This window comes from Ensifer sp. ENS03 (assembly GCF_014852035.1).
Lineage (GTDB): Bacteria > Pseudomonadota > Alphaproteobacteria > Rhizobiales > Rhizobiaceae > Ensifer > Ensifer adhaerens.
This window is the reverse complement of record NZ_JACVAV010000002.1, coordinates 1-16,033: the sequence shown is the minus strand read 5'-3', so window position 1 is coordinate 16,033 and position 16,033 is coordinate 1. Positions and strand designations below refer to the sequence as shown.

Annotated in this window: 13 protein-coding genes and 1 tRNA gene; 7 read left to right on the top strand and 7 right to left on the bottom strand. The window is 61.6% G+C overall.

Going from position 1 to position 16,033, the window contains the following annotated elements:
• Positions 1-71: 71 nt before the first annotated feature.
• The 5 genes from IB263_RS06725 to IB263_RS06705 all read right to left on the bottom strand — a co-directional run bounded on the left by IB263_RS06725 (position 72) and on the right by IB263_RS06705 (position 6,730).
• Positions 72-1,745 carry an ABC transporter ATP-binding protein/permease gene (locus IB263_RS06725; RefSeq protein ID WP_192438045.1) on the bottom strand — a complete coding sequence of 558 codons (1,674 nt, stop codon included), beginning with the start codon at positions 1,743-1,745 and terminating at the stop codon, positions 72-74.
• A gap of 25 nt (positions 1,746-1,770) precedes the next feature.
• Positions 1,771-3,090 carry a glucoamylase family protein gene (locus IB263_RS06720; RefSeq protein ID WP_060600654.1) on the bottom strand — a complete coding sequence of 440 codons (1,320 nt, stop codon included), beginning with the start codon at positions 3,088-3,090 and terminating at the stop codon, positions 1,771-1,773.
• A 124-nt stretch (positions 3,091-3,214) separates the two neighbouring features.
• Positions 3,215-5,671: a phosphoketolase gene (locus tag IB263_RS06715; protein ID WP_192438042.1), complete on the bottom strand. Its 2,457-nt coding sequence runs from the start codon at positions 5,669-5,671 to the stop codon at positions 3,215-3,217.
• A 205-nt stretch (positions 5,672-5,876) separates the two neighbouring features.
• On the bottom strand, positions 5,877-6,542 hold the full coding sequence (locus IB263_RS06710; protein ID WP_060600651.1) for a CBS domain-containing protein: 666 nt from the start codon (positions 6,540-6,542) through the stop codon (positions 5,877-5,879).
• Between the two features lie 98 nt (positions 6,543-6,640).
• Positions 6,641-6,730, bottom strand: a tRNA-Ser gene (locus tag IB263_RS06705).
• A 311-nt stretch (positions 6,731-7,041) separates the two neighbouring features.
• Between IB263_RS06705 and IB263_RS06700 the strand changes: the two genes are divergently transcribed.
• From IB263_RS06700 to IB263_RS06685, 4 genes are all read left to right on the top strand, one after another.
• Positions 7,042-8,076 (top strand): septal ring lytic transglycosylase RlpA family protein, encoded by a 1,035-nt coding sequence (locus IB263_RS06700; RefSeq protein WP_060517172.1) that lies wholly within the window; start codon positions 7,042-7,044, stop codon positions 8,074-8,076.
• 63 nt (positions 8,077-8,139) lie between these two features.
• Positions 8,140-9,300 carry a D-alanyl-D-alanine carboxypeptidase family protein gene (locus IB263_RS06695; RefSeq protein WP_060517170.1) on the top strand — a complete coding sequence of 387 codons (1,161 nt, stop codon included), beginning with the start codon at positions 8,140-8,142 and terminating at the stop codon, positions 9,298-9,300.
• Positions 9,301-9,383: 83 nt separating this feature from the next.
• Complete coding sequence (gene tmk, locus IB263_RS06690) at positions 9,384-10,085, top strand: dTMP kinase (protein ID WP_110819176.1); 702 nt, start codon at positions 9,384-9,386, stop codon at positions 10,083-10,085.
• Positions 10,082-11,110, top strand: a complete 1,029-nt coding sequence (locus IB263_RS06685) for a DNA polymerase III subunit delta' (RefSeq protein ID WP_192438040.1) — start codon at positions 10,082-10,084, stop codon at positions 11,108-11,110. The genes tmk and IB263_RS06685 overlap by 4 nt, the downstream gene beginning before the upstream one ends.
• Here the strand turns inward: IB263_RS06685 and IB263_RS06680 are convergent.
• Positions 11,105-11,410 carry a hypothetical protein gene (locus IB263_RS06680; RefSeq protein WP_060610969.1) on the bottom strand — a complete coding sequence of 102 codons (306 nt, stop codon included), beginning with the start codon at positions 11,408-11,410 and terminating at the stop codon, positions 11,105-11,107. The genes IB263_RS06685 and IB263_RS06680 overlap by 6 nt on opposite strands.
• Before the next feature lie 176 nt (positions 11,411-11,586).
• On the opposite strand from IB263_RS06680, the gene metG reads away from it, so the two are divergent.
• From metG to IB263_RS06665, 3 genes are read left to right on the top strand one after another with little or no spacing between them, the layout of a single operon-like run.
• Positions 11,587-13,140 carry a methionine--tRNA ligase gene (metG, locus tag IB263_RS06675; protein WP_192438038.1) on the top strand — a complete coding sequence of 518 codons (1,554 nt, stop codon included), beginning with the start codon at positions 11,587-11,589 and terminating at the stop codon, positions 13,138-13,140.
• 12 nt (positions 13,141-13,152) lie between these two features.
• Positions 13,153-13,932 (top strand): TatD family hydrolase, encoded by a 780-nt coding sequence (locus IB263_RS06670; protein WP_192438035.1) that lies wholly within the window; start codon positions 13,153-13,155, stop codon positions 13,930-13,932.
• A 1-nt stretch (position 13,933) separates the two neighbouring features.
• A complete protein-coding gene (locus IB263_RS06665; protein WP_192438033.1) occupies positions 13,934-14,767 on the top strand; it encodes an MBL fold metallo-hydrolase in 834 nt (277 codons plus the stop codon).
• A gap of 32 nt (positions 14,768-14,799) precedes the next feature.
• Here the strand turns inward: IB263_RS06665 and IB263_RS06660 are convergent, their stop codons facing one another.
• Entirely contained in the window at positions 14,800-15,747 is a 948-nt protein-coding gene (locus IB263_RS06660; RefSeq protein WP_192438573.1) for a phosphoribosylaminoimidazolesuccinocarboxamide synthase, read from the bottom strand.
• Positions 15,748-16,033: the final 286 nt, after the last annotated feature.

Below are 16,033 nucleotides of genomic sequence, written 5' to 3'. Positions count from 1 at the left end.
CATCGGGCGATCGCTCAGGCGGGGCATGCCGGTCAGGTCTCGGCCTTGAGTGCGTGCCGGGATGGGGCTGATCAAGTCCGATCGTCTTTCCACGTCCAGCTGCCATCCTCCCGGCAATCCAGGAAGGCGCCGTAAAGGTCGCGTGTATCGCCTTCCTCGCCGTTGTTGATGCAGGTGATCGAACTCTGGCGGAGAAGGCTCAGGGTGTTGCGCAAGGCCTCACGACCAAGCGTTGCCTCGATCCGGTCGAGAAACACATACCGTGGCCTGGCGAGAAGCACCTTGGCGAGGGCCAGGAGCTGCTGGTCGCCCAAGGACATATCCCGATCCTGTTCCTTCTCCAGCCCCTCGGCGCCATCGGCGAGCCCATCGAGACCGAGGCTGCGCAAGACATTGAGCACCTGGCTATCGGAGATGCCTTCGGAACTTCCAGGCGGCAGAAGATATTGCCGAAGAGGACCCGGCGGCAGATAGGGTCGTTGCGGCAGAAACATCAGACTTTCCGGGCGCTCGATCCGCCCGGTGCCGGGGGTCGGAATTCCCGCGGTGGCCCGGAAGAGCGCAGCCCCCGCGGCCGCATGCGGCCCTGAGATCAGCACAGGCGTTCCCATTGGGATCGACAGCGACAGATCGCGAAGCAATGGGTGGGTGACTGCCGATCCCAGCGTTACCTGGTCAAAGGCCAGATCGCCGTCTTGCTTCACCAGTTCGATGCTCGAGACGCTGCTTTTTCGGCTTTCCTCGATCGCCTCCAGCAAGGCGCTCAGTCGAGAAACGACGACGGCGAAATTCGAGATCGAGTTGAACTGCCTGACGATCAGCGAGAATGCGCCGACAAGCATGGCGAAGGCTGCACCTGATTGGGTAATCACCCCAAACTCGATTTCGCTGCGCATGAAAGCCGGAGCGATGATCAAATCCGGGATGATCTGGATCATCCAGTTGTAGCCGCTGGTAAAAAAGGCCAGGTTGCGATTGACGGCGGTAATCGTCAGGATGTTGACGACCAAGGCATCAAGGCGATCTAGCAATCGCGTCTTCTGCTGCCCCTCGACGCTGGTCACCATCACCGCTTCTGCGTTTTCGCGCAGGTGCATGAGGCTCGACCTCAAGTTCGCCTCCCTGTCGAGCCGCTCATAGTTCAGGCCGATCAGCGGCCGACCGAGCACGATCGTCATATACGAGCCGCAGGCGGCATAGAAAACAGCGACGACAAACAGCAGCGGGCTGATCGACCAGAGCACGCCTGAGAACGTCACCACCGTCAGCGTGCTGCTGAACAGCATGATGATGTAGGAAAGCGTGGTGACGGTGAACGCCTGGATGTCCTCCGATATCCGCTGGTCCGGATTGCTTAGCGTCCCCGAGACTTCCACGCGATAATAGGTCTCCTCCTCCAAATAGAGATCGACGGCGCGTCTCGTCATGAATTCACGCCACAGCAGCGCCAGCCGTTCTTCGACAAAACGTGCGATAACACCGGTGACGGTGAGAACGGCAAAGACGCATACGTAGAAAACCGCTTGCCGAATGAACTCGTTCATCTGGCGCTCGGCGATCGCCGTCATGAAGTTTCGGCCGACGTAGTTGTTGACGACGTTGAGGCCGTTCAGACCGAAAAGCAGCGCAATAAGCCCGGCAAACATCAACTTGGCACGGCCTCCGACCTCGGAGGTCAGCAGCATCCGGACAGCCCGTGCGAAGCGAAGTGCGGTTGTTCTGATCGGCACTGGCTGGCTGTCCATCAGAGTACCTTTGTTGTTTTGGCCGTCAGAGCCAGCCGCCGGAGAAGCCTGCCCGTCGCAATCCCACCACCATCGGCTCGCAGCGGCGCATGATGTTCCACAGCAGGCCGGTCCTGTAGTTCTCGATCATCAGCACCACGGGGCCCTGGTCGATGCCGAAATGATAGGGGCTGACCCACCAGCCGGATTCGGTTCCTTCCGCCGGAAAGCTGCGGTTGAAGGAGGGCCTGAAGCCGTAAAGCCTGGTCATGCCGAGATTCATACGGGCACAATTCCAGACCGTCGGAATGACGATTTCCGGCGCGAAGGGCAGGGAGGCGACGACTGCCCAGGGCGACACGGTCCCATCGTCAGGACCGAAGGGGGCGCCGCGGGCGATGTAGTCGAAGAACTCCCGCTCGACACCGTTCACCGTGCGCTTGGTCCAGCCGGGACCGTCGCTTGCGGTGAAGCCCCAGCAATGCTCGCCGTAGCCGACGAAATTCAGCGGGTTGCGGATGGCATATTCCTGCTGGACGAAGGTCGCGTGGCGACTGTTCTGGAAATAGTCGCTGTTGTGCTCGCGCATGAATTCGTCGCGGATGCCGCGGAAATCGACCCACATATGCGAGAGTTGGTGGGTGAAGAGCGGTCCCGAATAGAGCAATTCGCGCCCGTAAAGGTTCCGCCAGTCGTAGCTTGCGGTGTAGGCCGCATAGGCTTCCGGCGGGAGCGGGTGGGTCGGTGAGCCGAGGCCGAGGATGTAGAGGAGCAGGCCCTCGTCGTAGCCGCGCCAGCGATAGGGGATGAAGCCGTTTTCCGGCCGCCAGCCGTGGGTGAGTGTCAGCCCGTGATCGCAGGCCCAGTTCCAGTCGGCCCGTTCATAGAGCGCGTTTGCCACCCTGCGGATTTCGACTTCTTCGGCGCCATCGCCGTCGAAATAGGCGGCCACTGTCAGAGCACCCGCGAAAAGAAAGGCGGAGTCGATCGTCGAAAGCTCGCACTCCCAAACGCGCCTGCCGGTTTCGATATCGAGGAAATGGTAGAAGAAGCCCTTGTAGCCGGAGGCGTCGGGTTCCGGTCCCTGCGGGCACTCCAGGAGAAACTGCAAGCGCCGACGCGCGATCTTTGCGGCAAACTTGCGGATGACGATGCCGCGCTCGACCAACACCGGGATCGTCGCGAGCGCCATGCCGACCGCCGCGATACTTGCAGGCGCGTCTTCCTGCGTCTTGTCACGGACCAGGCCGTTGTCCGGGTTGGTGCAGTGGAGATAGTAGAGCAGCGTCGTGAACTGCAACCGGGCAAGATCCTGCTCGGTCGGCATGCGGTTCAGTTCGGGATCTGTCGACAGCAATTCCGACATGGCAGCCAGCCGCAATGACGATGAGGGTTCGTTCGTGTCGTGTGCGCGAGACGCTCCTTGCGGAGCGGCTCGCAAGCTCAGGCAAGCCGGGCAGGGTGATCGTCAATCCAGCCGTGCGCGGGCCTTAGACGTTGTCCCCTTCGGTCGATGTCCCAGCCTTGGCTGGCTGCGCCCCGTTAACGCCCCATTTCCAGCCGCTGATCGAGGGCATGTCGTCGCCATGCTTCTCGATATACTCCCGGTGCTCGATCAGCTTGGCCTGGATCGCCTGCTTGAAGTAGGCCGCCCGCGCGCCGAGCTGCGGCAGGCGATCGATGGCATCGCCGGCCAGGTGGAAGCGGTCGAGTTCGTTCAGCACCACCATGTCGAAGGGTGTCGTGGTCGTGCCTTCTTCCTTGTAGCCGCGAACATGCAGATTGCCGTGATTGGTGCGGCGATAGGTGAGGCGATGGATCAGCCAGGGATAACCGTGGAAGGCAAAGATAATCGGCTTGTCCCTGGTGAAGATGCCATCAAAGTCGCTGTCCGAAAGGCCATGCGGGTGTTCTTCCGCCGGTTGCAGTTTCATCAGGTTGACGACGTTGACGACCCGGACCTTCACTTCAGGCAGATGCTCGCGCAGCAGCTGGACGGCGGCGAGGGTTTCCAGCGTCGGAGTGTCGCCGCAGCAGGCCATGACGACGTCCGGCTCACTGTTGGCGTCGTTGCTGGCCCAGTCCCAGATGCTCACACCCATGCTGCAATGGCGCACGGCCTGTTCCATCGTCAGCCATTGCGGGCCCGGCTGCTTGCCGGCGACGACGACGTTGACGTAGTTGCGGCTGCGCAGGCAATGGTCGGTGACCGACAGCAGCGTATTGGCATCCGGCGGCAGGTAGACGCGGACGACCTCAGCCTTCTTGTTGACGACATGATCGATGAAGCCCGGATCCTGATGGCTGAAACCGTTGTGATCCTGCCGCCAGACATGGGAGCTCAAGAAATAATTGAGCGACGCGACCGGCCGGCGCCAGGGGATCTCATTGCAGACCTTCAGCCACTTGGCGTGCTGGTTGAACATGGAATCGATGATGTGGATGAAGGCTTCGTAGCAGGAGAAGAAGCCGTGGCGCCCGGTCAAGAGATAGCCTTCAAGCCAACCCTGGCATTGGTGCTCGCTCAAGACTTCCATGATGCGGCCATCCGGTGAGAGGTGATCGTCCTCGGGATAGATCTCGGCCATGTAGCAGCGGTCGGTGACCTCGAGCACATCCTGCCATCGGTTGGAGTTGTTTTCGTCCGGGCTGAACAGCCGGAAGTTCTTCGCGTCCATGTTGTTCTTCATCACGTCGCGCAGGAACTTGCCCATCACGCGCGCCGCTTCCACGGTCGTGGCACCCGGGCTCGGAACGTCGACGGCGTAGTCCCGGAAGCCCGGCATTTTCAGGTCGCGCAACAGCAGGCCGCCGTTTGCATGCGGATTGTCGCTCATGCGGCGATGTCCGGATGGGGCGAGCGCCGCGATCTCGGGCTTCAGCCGGCCCTCGTCACTGAAGAGTTCTTCCGGGCGATAGCTCTTCATCCATTGTTCGAGGATGCGGATGTGCTCGGGCTTCTCCATCTCGCCCATCGGCACCTGATGCGCGCGCCAGTAGTCCTCGCATTTCTTACCGTCGATTTCCGGCGGGCAGGTCCAGCCCTTTGGCGTGCGGAAGATGATCATAGGCCAGGCCGGGCGCTTCAGATTGCCCCTGATGCGGGCATCGTCCCAAATCTGCCGGATTTCGGCCGTCGCCGTATCGAGCACGTCTGCCAGTTGCTGGTGGACCTTTGCCGGATCATGCCCTTCGACGAAATAGGGTTTGTAGCCCATGCCCTCGAAGAACTTCTTCAACTCGTCGTGCGGAATGCGGGCGAGGAAGCAGGGATTGGCGATCTTGTAGCCGTTCAGGTGCAGGATCGGCAGAACACAGCCGTCGCGGGCAGGGTTGAGAAACTTGTTGCTCTGCCAGCCCGTCGCAAGCGGCCCGGTCTCGGCCTCGCCATCGCCGACAATGCAGGCAACGACCAGATTGGGATTGTCGAAGGCGGCGCCATAGGCGTGGCTGAGCGCATAACCAAGCTCGCCGCCCTCATGGATGCTGCCGGGCGTTTCCGGCGCCACATGGCTCGGGATGCCGCCGGGAAAGCTGAACTGCTTGAACAGCCGCTGCATGCCTTCGGCGTCTTCGGCGATGTTCGGATAAAACTCCGTGTAGGTCCCTTCCAGATAGGCATGCGCCACCAGAGACGGCCCGCCATGGCCGGGACCGATGATATAGATCATGTCGAGGTCGTCGCGTTTGATGACGCGATTGAGGTGCACGTAGAGCATGTTGAGGCCCGGCGACGTGCCCCAATGGCCGAGCAGGCGCGGCTTGATGTGCTCGCGCTTCAGCGGCTCGCGCAGAAGCGGATTGTCGAGCAGATAGATCTGCCCGACCGACAGATAGTTCGAAGCGCGCCAATAGGCGTCCATCAGGCGGAGTTCGTCGGCCGACAACGGTGCTGCTGATTTTCCGGATGCCGTCTCTTTCATCGATGCTGTTTCAGGCGAAACCATCTGAGCCTCCCGGTCAAAAGGACCTATGCTGAAATTCCCTCCAGCTTGCCGTCGCGCAAGCCATCGCAGTCTCTCGAATTCGCTACGGTCGTTGCTGTTTTTTCTGCGGCGGGCAGGATGGTGGAACGCTTGAAGTACGAACGACAGCAGCAGGAATACGCTTGCAGCGCCGCGGACACAGGCCGCGGCGGTCTCGACGCATATCTTATTGCGGATAGGGCTCGGCGTAGTGCTCGACCACGCCGCGAACGCCGCGCACGTTCTCAGCGAGGATGCGGGCCGCCTTACGGCAATCGGCGGTATCCACGTTGCCCCAGAGGTGCACGATGCCGTCGGTCACGGCGACCTTTATGTCCAGGCCTTCAAGACCGGTATTTTCGCCGATGCGCACCAGGATACTGCGCCGGATGGCTTCGTCGCCGGCCGCCGTCTCGTCTTGCTTTGCAGACAAGATCGCCTGCAGCAGATCGGCGCGACTGACGATACCGACAACAAGGCCGTTTCTAAGCACCGGTACACGCTTGATGCCGCGCTCCCGCATCAGAGACGCAACGCGCGCGACGGAGGCATCCTCATCGATGGTCACGGGATTGGCCGTCATGGCATCACCGACCCTCCAGGAGGATCGGCGCACATAGGCGCTCGCCCGCTCGTCCGCGGCCCCGGTCGGGTCGGCGACCGGAATGCCGCCGCCAAGCTCGCTCCGGCGAATGAGGTCGCCTTCGCTGATGACGCCCACCAGGGCTCCATCACCGTCGACCACGGGAAGGCCACTGACATGATTGTCGAGCATAATCCGGGCCGCCTGCCTGACGCTGTTGTCAGGGGACAACTTGACGACCGACGTCGTCATCACATCTTTAACGCGCATGTCGATCCCGCTCCCCAAAGGACTTGGCACCGTCATTACGCTTCGTAAGGTAGTCCCATCTCGTCGGTTCGACAACTAATGGGTGGAGAAAAGGGAAATGGCGGACAGGGTGGGATTCGAACCCACGGTACGGTTTCCCGTACGCTGGTTTTCAAGACCAGAGCCTTAAACCACTCGGCCACCTGTCCTTGCCTGAAGCACCGCGCGACTGCGTGCCGGGCACGGCGTTATTGCGCGAAGCCTTGGCGCTTTGCAAGAATTAACATGCGTCGCTGCAAGATTTTCTCGACCGCTTTGAAGAGCAGGCGCCGGGCCCGATCACGTTAACCAGCCGTAAACCATAACTCACGAAATGCGGAGCCGGCCTGTGGATGAGTTCGCATTTTTGCCTTGATGATGTCATGAATACACACCTGTTCCGTTTCGGGACGTCGAGCTTTCCGCTGGGGGTAAGCGGAAGGTTTCGAGTACGGCTTTATCGATCGATGTTGTGGGACAGATGACCTCCAATAAAAATGCGGCATATCTGGTCAAGGGACTGCGCCTTGCGGCGATCCCGGCACTGTGCGTAACGCTTGCCGCCTGCGGCTCCACGTCGAATGTCAAGAAAACTGCGCGGAGCAAGGAGTACTTTCCTGAATCCGTCTATGGCGTAAAGGCGAGCCCGCGCGTTGCCACCGGCAACAACATCCCGAAGGGCGGCGGACGCTTTCAGGTAGGCAAGGCCTATCAGGTCAAGGGCAAGTGGTACCAGCCCAAGGAAGACTTCGGCTATAACAAGACGGGTATGGCATCCTGGTACGGCTCCGCCTTCCACGGACGCCTGACCGCCAACGGCGAAGTCTACGACAAGGCGCATCTGTCGGCCGCCCATCCGACGTTTCCGCTGCCGAGCTACGCCCGCGTCACCAACATGGAAAACGGCACCTCGGTCATCGTGCGCGTCAACGATCGCGGCCCCTACGAATACGGCCGCATCATCGACGTTTCCTCGAAAACGGCGGACCTGCTCGACATCAAGCGCAAGGGCAGCGCACAGGTGAAGGTGCAATATGTCGGCCGCGCACCGCTCGAAGGCAACGACATGCCTTACCTGATGGCGTCCTATGTCGAGAAGGGCCAGCGCGGGCCGAGCATCATGCCCGAAGGGCAGATCGCAACCGGCGTGATGGTTGCCTCGAACGAACCGTTCCGCAAGCAAAGCCTCGGCACCATCACCGTGCCGGCCAAGGCGTCGCTCGACGTCAGCGAACCGGTCACCGCGATGGCCGCGCCCGTGCCGCAGTTTGCCCAGCAGCCGGCGTCGTTCAACGAATTCGTCATGCTGCCGGAAATCGGCCCGATCCCGCGCGAGCGGCCGGAGTACATTCCGATGCCCGACGGCAACATGGCCTATGCGGCTGCCTATTACGAAGTTCGCGTCAGCGACGCCGAATCGCCCTTCGAAGCGATCATGGTCGACAAGAAGCAGCTAACGCCGCAAGTCATCGTCGACTACGCCAAGCGCCAGAAAACGAACGGTTCGGCCCGTTAACAGTTCTCGGCGTTGTGCCAAAATGACCACGCTGCTATGCCCGAGGGGAAACCGGAGTTTCCCATGCGCATGAAGATGCTTTCGGCCGCTTTCCTTGGCCTTGCGTTGTTTGCCGGTGCCGCATTCGCGCAAACGCCGGCACCCGCCTTCGACACCAAGGCAAAGCAGATCCTGCTGGTCGATGCAGAAACCGGCACGGTGCTTTTCTCGCGTGCCGAAAACGACCCGATCCCACCCGCTTCGCTTGCCAAGCTGATGACCATGGAGGTCGTCGCCGAAGCGCTCGGCAAGGGCGAAGTCTCGCCCGAAACCCTCTACGACGTATCGGAGCATGCGTGGCGGACCGGCGGCGCGCCGGCCGGCACCTCGACGATGTTTGCCGCTCTGAAGTCGCGCATCCGGGTCGCCGATCTCCTGCAGGGCGTAGCCGTTCAGCTGGCCAACGATGCCTGCATCATTCTCGCCGAGGGCATGACCGGCAGCGAAGGTGCATTTGCCGAGCGCATGACGGCGCGCGCGCGCGAACTCGGCATGCCGGTCGCGACCTTCCGCAACGCGACCGGGCTGCCCGATCCCGGCAACAAGATCACAATGAGCGAACTGGTGACGCTCGTCCGCCACCTGCACGAAGCGCATCCCGATCTCTACCGGCTCTATTCGCAGCCGGAATTCGAATGGAACAAGATCCTCCAACGCAACAAGAACCCGCTGATCTCCGCCAATATCGGCGTGGACGGCCTGGCAACGGGCTTTGCCGAAGGTTTCGGCTTTTCGCTCGCCGCGTCGCTGCAACGCGGTGACCGCCGCGTTTATCTCGCGATGGGCGGCCTTGAAACCGACAAGGAACGCATCGAAGAAAGCCGCAAGGTTCTCGACTGGGCGATGACCGCCTTCGAGAAGAAGCGGATCTTCGCCGATGGAGAAGCGATCGGCGAGGCAGCCGTCTATGGCGGCGACGCGTCTCACGTCGCGTTGGTGGCCGGCGGTCCGGTCGACGTGCTGCTGCCGGTCAACAATCCCGAGCGGCTGACGGCGCGCATCGTCTACAAGTGGCCCTTGCGGGCGCCGGTGACGGCCGGCACGGAAGTCGGCGTCGTCAAGCTGTGGAACGGCGAGAAACTGTTGCGCGAGGTCCCGGTCAAGACGGCCGGCGCGGTGGGGCAGGGAACCCTGACGAGCCGCGCGGTCGACGCCCTGCAGGAACTGCTTTTCTTCTGGCTCTGAGCCGCGCTCACTCGAATGCCTCTTCAAATCGTCACCTGACGGTTTCGCCCGGAGGACCAATCGGCTAAACAGGGCCAAACCGCATGCCGATACGGGAAAGCATGGTGTCGCTGAAAAAAGGTCTATTCGTAACATTCGAAGGCGGGGAAGGTGCCGGCAAGTCGACGCAGCTCCGCCTGCTAGCCGATTCCCTGCGCGCCCGCGGCTACGAGGTGCTGACGACGCGCGAGCCGGGTGGTTCTCCCGGCGCCGAGGCGGTGCGTCACGTGCTGCTTTCGGGGGCTGCGGAATCCTTCGGAGTGCGGATGGAGGCGATTCTCTTTGCCGCAGCCCGCAGCGACCATGTCGAGGAGGTCATCCGGCCATCGCTCGACAAGGGCATCATCGTGCTTTGCGATCGCTTCATGGATTCTTCGCGCGTCTACCAGGGCATCACCGGCAATCTCGAACAAAGCTTCGTCGAAAGCCTGGAGCGCGTAGCAATCAACGGTGTCGTGCCGGACCGCACCGTGATCTTCGACCTGCCCGCCAGCGTCGGCCTCGAGCGGGCGCAACGCCGCGCCGGCGACGACAATCCCGATCGTTTCGAAAAGGAACAACTAGAGACCCACGAGAAGCGGCGCGACGCCTTTCTCGACATTGCCAGACGCGATTCCGAGCGGTGCCGGGTGGTGGATGCGACGCAGCCGGTTGAGGCCATCACCGCCGAGGTGCTTTCGCTTGTCGAAGCGCTTCTGCCGCATGGCGACGGCACGGACACGTCGGCCGAGGAAGCCGTGTCATGAGCGAAAGAGCCGGGGTCCTTGATGGCGCCATTGCGCCCGCGGAGAACAATCGCCTGTTCGGCCATGAGCAGGCGGAAGCCTTTCTGGCGCAGAGCTATCGCTCCGGCAAGGGGCACCACGCGATCCTGATCGAAGGGCCGGAAGGGATCGGCAAGGCGACACTTGCCTTCCGCTTTGCCCATCACATCCTAAAAAATCCTGAACCGGCCGATGCGCCTGAAACGCTTGCCGACCCGGACCCGAGCTCTGCGATCGGCAGGCAGCTTGCCTCCGGCGCCTCACACAATCTCCTGCACCTGGCCCGCCCGATCGATGAAAAGACGGGCAGGGCGAAGGGGGCGATCACCGTCGACGAGGTCCGGCGCGCCGGCAAGTTCTTCAGCCAGACCTCCGGCACGGGCAATTGGCGCATCGTCATCATCGATCCGGCCGACGATCTCAATCGCAATGCGGCCAACGCCATCTTGAAGATCCTCGAGGAACCGCCGCGCCGCTCGCTGTTCCTGGTGCTGACGCATGCACCCGGAAAACTGCTGCCGACGATCCGCTCGCGCTGCCTGCCGCTGCGACTGAAGCCGCTCGACGCAGCACCGCTCGGCCAGGCATTGGCGCATCTCGGTTTCGATCTCGAGGGCGAGAATGCCGAGCGCATCATCGCTGCCGCCAGCGGCAGCGTCGCCGAGGCGCTGAAGCTGATCAACTATGGCGGACTGGAAATCGCGGCAACCTTCGAGGGCATCCTTGCAGGGCAGGGACCGTCTGTCCGGAAAGACATGCACAAGCTCGCCGATGCCCTCGCCGGCAAGGACAGCGAAACGATCTTCGATTTCTTCCGGGCCCTTGCCAGCGATCGCATCATGCGGGAGGCGCGGGAGGCGGCCGTTTCGGGCGATATCATGCGCGCCGAACGCTTCGCCCGGCTGTCAGCCTCCGTGACCGAGCGACTGACGGTCAGCGATGCCTATAATCTCGACCGAAAGCAGACCATTCTGTCGCTGCTCGACGATATGAAAGCGGCGCTATAGCGCCGGCTGAAAACGCCATTTTCGCTCGATCGCCGCCTGGAGGTCCAGCTTGTGGTGCTGCGCGAAGAGCAGGACGTGCCCAAGAAGGTCTGCGGTCTCGTCGGCCATCTGTGTCCGGAGGTCGTCCGGCGATTTCCCCTGGGACCGCCCGCGACCGCTCAGCTTGTTCCAGGCCTGGGTCAGTTCCCCCATTTCCTCCTGCATCTTCAAGATGAACCAGTCGGGATCGCGCTCGATCCCGTGCGCGGCGGCATAGCCGGCCGACGCGGTTTCAAATTGGCTGCCAAGTTGATCCAGCACGACTCACCCCTTCATTTGTTTCCTGTTTGTTCTAAATCTTGCACGCGGGGCGCGCAAGGAGGAGGGCGGTGGCGGCGGCCGCTTCGGCCGGGCTTTTCATGGATCGCATGTTTCTTCCTAGCAGCGTATGCGCTAAGAGCGTGCGTAGCTTAATCCGAGATAGATCGAATCCGCCTATGAGAGACACGTCCCCCTTCTACATCACGACAGCGATTTCCTACCCGAACGGCAAGCCGCACATCGGCCATGCCTATGAACTGATCGCGACGGATGCTATGGCGCGCTACCAGCGCCTCGACGGGCGTGAGGTTTTCTTCCTGACCGGCACGGACGAGCACGGGCAGAAGATGCAGCAGACGGCGCGCAAGGAAGGCGTGACGCCGCAGGAACTTGCCGACCGCAATTCGGCCGAGTTCCAGAAGATGGCCGTGGCCCTGAACGCGTCCAACGACGATTTCATCCGCACGACCGAGCCGCGCCACCATCAGGCGTCGCAGGACATCTGGATCCGCATGGGCGAGGCGGGCGACCTCTACAAGGACTCCTACGCCGGCTGGTATTCGGTGCGCGACGAAGCCTATTATCAGGAGAACGAGACCGAGCTGCGCGCCGACGGCGTGCGCTACGGCCCGCAGGGGACGCCGGTCGAGTGGGTCGAGGAGCAGAGCTACTTCTTCAAGCTGTCCGAATACCAGGACAAGCTGTTGAAGCACTACGAAGAGAATCCGGATTTCATCGGCCCGGCCGAGCGCCGCAACGAAGTGATCTCCTTCGTGAAGTCCGGCCTCAAGGACCTCTCGGTTTCGCGCACCACCTTCGACTGGGGCATCAAGGTGCCGAACGATCCGGCGCATGTCATGTATGTCTGGGTCGACGCGCTGACGAACTACATCACCGCGACCGGTTATCTCGACGATCCCAAGGGCCCGCGCGCCAAGTTCTGGCCAGCGAACATCCATGTGATCGGCAAGGACATTATCCGCTTCCACGCGGTCTACTGGCCGGCGTTCCTGATGTCGGCCTGCCTGCCGCTGCCCAAGCGCGTCTTCGCGCACGGCTTCCTGCTCAACAAGGGCGAGAAGATGTCGAAGTCGCTCGGCAACGTCGTCGACCCTTTCAACCTCGTCGAACATTTCGGTCTCGACCAGATCCGCTACTTCTTTCTGCGCGAAGTCTCCTTCGGCCAGGACGGCAGCTATAGCGAGGAGGGGATCGCGACCCGCATCAACTCCGACCTCGCCAACGGTATCGGCAACCTGGCGAGCCGCTCGCTGTCGATGATCGTCAAGAACTGCGATGGTCAAGTTCCGGTCTGCGGCCCCTTGACCGACGAAGATAAAGCGATGCTGGCCGCCGCCGACGCGCTGCACGAGATCACGCGCGACGAGATGGGTAAGCAGATGATCCACCGGGCGCTGGCGGCGATCATCGCCGTGGTCTCCGAGACCGACCGCTACTTCGCCGGCCAGGAGCCCTGGGCACTGAAGAAGACCGATCCAGCGCGCATGGGCACAGTGCTCTACGTGACCGCCGAAGTCGTGCGCCAGATCGCCATCCTGCTTCAGCCGTTCATGCCGGAATCCTCGGCGAAGCTGCTCGACCTGGTGGCTGCACCCGCCGACAAGCGCGACTTCGCAGCGCTCGGCGAGGCCGGACGTCTCGTCTCGGGCACGCCGCTCGAGGCGCCGAAGCCGGTCTTCCCGCGCTATGTGGCACCCGAAGCGCAGTAAGGCATCTTGAGCATGCTGATCGATACCCATTGCCATCTGGACTTCCCCGATTTCGAAGCGGAGCGCGACGCAATCGTCGCGCGGGCGCGCGAGGCCGGTGTCGGGCAGATGATCACGATCTCGACCCGCGTGAAGCGGTTCGAGACGATCCTTGCGATCGCCGAGGCCTATCCGAACGTCTTCTGTTCCGTCGGCACCCATCCGCACAATGCGGACGAGGAGCTTGATATCACCACCGAGGATCTCGTGCGGCTTTCGGCCCATCCGAAGGTGGTGGCGATCGGCGAGGCGGGTCTTGATTACTTCTATGACAATGCGCCGCGCGGGGCCCAGGTCGAGGGCCTGCGTCGTCACATTGCGGCTGCCCGCGAGACCGGCCTGCCGCTCGTCATTCACAGCCGCTCGGCCGATGAAGACATGGCGGCGATCCTGACCGAGGAAACCGGGAAGGGGGCCTTCCCTTTCCTTCTGCACTGCTTCTCTTCCGGTCCGGAGCTCGCCCGTGTCGGCGTGGAGCTCGGCGGCTACGTGTCCTTTTCGGGCATCCTAACTTTCCCGAAATCCGAAGAGCTGCGTGACATCGCCAAGACCGTGCCGCATGACCGGATGATCGTCGAAACCGACGCGCCGTACCTCGCGCCGAAGCCGTTCCGCGGCAAGCGCAACGAGCCGGCTTACGTTGCCCATACGGCAGCCGTGCTTGCCGAGACGATCGGCGTGACCACTGAGGAGATTGCAAGGATCACCACGGAGAATGCCTTCCGCGTCTTCTCCAAGATGCCGAGGCTCTGACGTGGCGTTCCGGCGCACGTTCACCATCCTCGGCTGCGGCTCGTCACCAGGCGTGCCGCGCATTACCGGGGACTGGGGCGCCTGCAATCCTGACAATCCGAAAAACCGGCGCATGCGCGCGGCCTTGCTCGTCGAGCAAATCGCGCCCGGCGGCGGCAAGACGACCGTCGTCATCGACACCGGGCCGGATTTTCGTGCGCAGATGGTCGCAACGAACGTGCGCCACATCGATGCGGTGATCTATACCCATTCCCATGCCGACCATCTGCACGGGATCGACGACTTGCGCGGTTACGTCATCGAAAACCGCAGACGGGTGCCGATCTGGGCCGATGCCTATACGATGGGCCGTATTCGCGAGGGGTTTGGTTATTGCCTGGAATCACCGCCAGGCAGCGGCTATCCACCGATCGTCGAGCCGCACATCATTGCCGATGATCTGTCGCCGGTGGTGATATCAGGCGCCGGCGGGCCGATCGCGTTCCGGCCGCTGATGCAGTTTCACGGCAATATTCATTCTCTGGGCTTCCGCATCGGCGACTTTGCCTATTGCAGCGATGTCAGCGATTTTCCGGCCGAGACCATTGCCAAGCTCGGCGACCTCGATCTGCTGGTGATCGATACGCTGCAGTACAAGTTCCACCCGAGCCATCTGTCACTGGTGCAATCGCTCGGCTGGATCGAGCGCCTCAAGCCGAAGCGGGCGGTGCTAACACACATGCACGTGCCGCTGGATTACGACACGGTGCAAGGCGAGACGCCTGATCATATCGAGCCGGCATACGACCTGATGCGGCTCGAATTCGATGTCGATGATCCTACGCCCGGCGCCTAAATCAGATTAGAATAAATCTATAATATACTGATTTATTTCGAGAAATATGGCGTCAGGTTGGCGCGAATGCGATCCAGAACCGTCGCACCCGACAGGTCCGGAACGAAGCGCTGGCCGGTGATCTTTTCGAAGGCTTCGATATAGACCGCCGAGGTCTGCTCGATGAGATCAAGTGGAATTTCCGGGATCGGATCCTTGTAGGGATCGCAGCGCGCAGTGACCCAGGCACGGACGAAATCCTTGTCGAAACTCCTGGGACGTTCTCCGCGCTCGAAGCTTTCCTGGTAGCTGTCGGCGATCCAGTAGCGGCTGCTGTCGGGTGTGTGGATCTCGTCGGCGAGAATGATCGTGCCGTTTTCGTCGGTTCCAAACTCGTATTTGGTGTCGACGAGGATCAGGCCGCGCTCGGCGGCGCGCTCTTGACCGCGGGCAAACAGCGCAAGCGCATATTGCCAGACGGTATCGAGCTGTTCCTTCGTCAGCAGTCCTTGCTCGATGATCGCTTCGACCGAAAGCGGCTCGTCATGGCCGCCGTCGAAAGCCTTGCTGGTGGGCGTGATAATTGCCTGGGGAAGCTTCTCATTGTCGCACATTCCGTCCGGCAGGGTGATGCCGTACATCTCGCGCTCGCCGTTGCGGTATTTCGTCAGGATCGAGGTACTGGTCGTTCCGGCGAGATAACCGCGCACGACGACCTCGACCGGCAGGATGTCGAGCCGCTTGCCGATGACGACATTGGGGTCGGGATAGCTGACCACATGGTTCGGGCAGATGTCGGCGGTTTCCTCAAACCAGTAGCGCGCCGTCTGCGTCAGCACGTGACCCTTGTTCGGGATCGACGTCAGAATGACGTCGAAGGCGCTGAGGCGGTCCGTCGCGATTATAATGCGGTTGCCATCGGGCAGGTCGTAGTTTTCGCGAACTTTGCCTTTGTAGCGGTTTGGCAGTTCCGGAATGAAAGCATCTGAAAGAACGCGCAATTCGCTCATCACATCTGGCCTTGAAAATGAGGTGTTTGGTTCGGGAACGCTAAGCAGGCTGGAAAGGCCGGGTCAAGCTCGCCAAGGCAACGTTCAGCCGCAATCCATGCTTTCCGGCATATACGTTAGTTCCATAATCTATCTTATGCGATCTGTATGTGTAGCCGCAAAGTTAAAGTGTCCTGATCCTGCAAAGTTGGAATGTCACTCTCCCCGGGTTTTGATGACCTGGGAGGTTGCGGATGGGATTGATTGCGATGAGCGAGCGCGATCTGCAACGGATTGA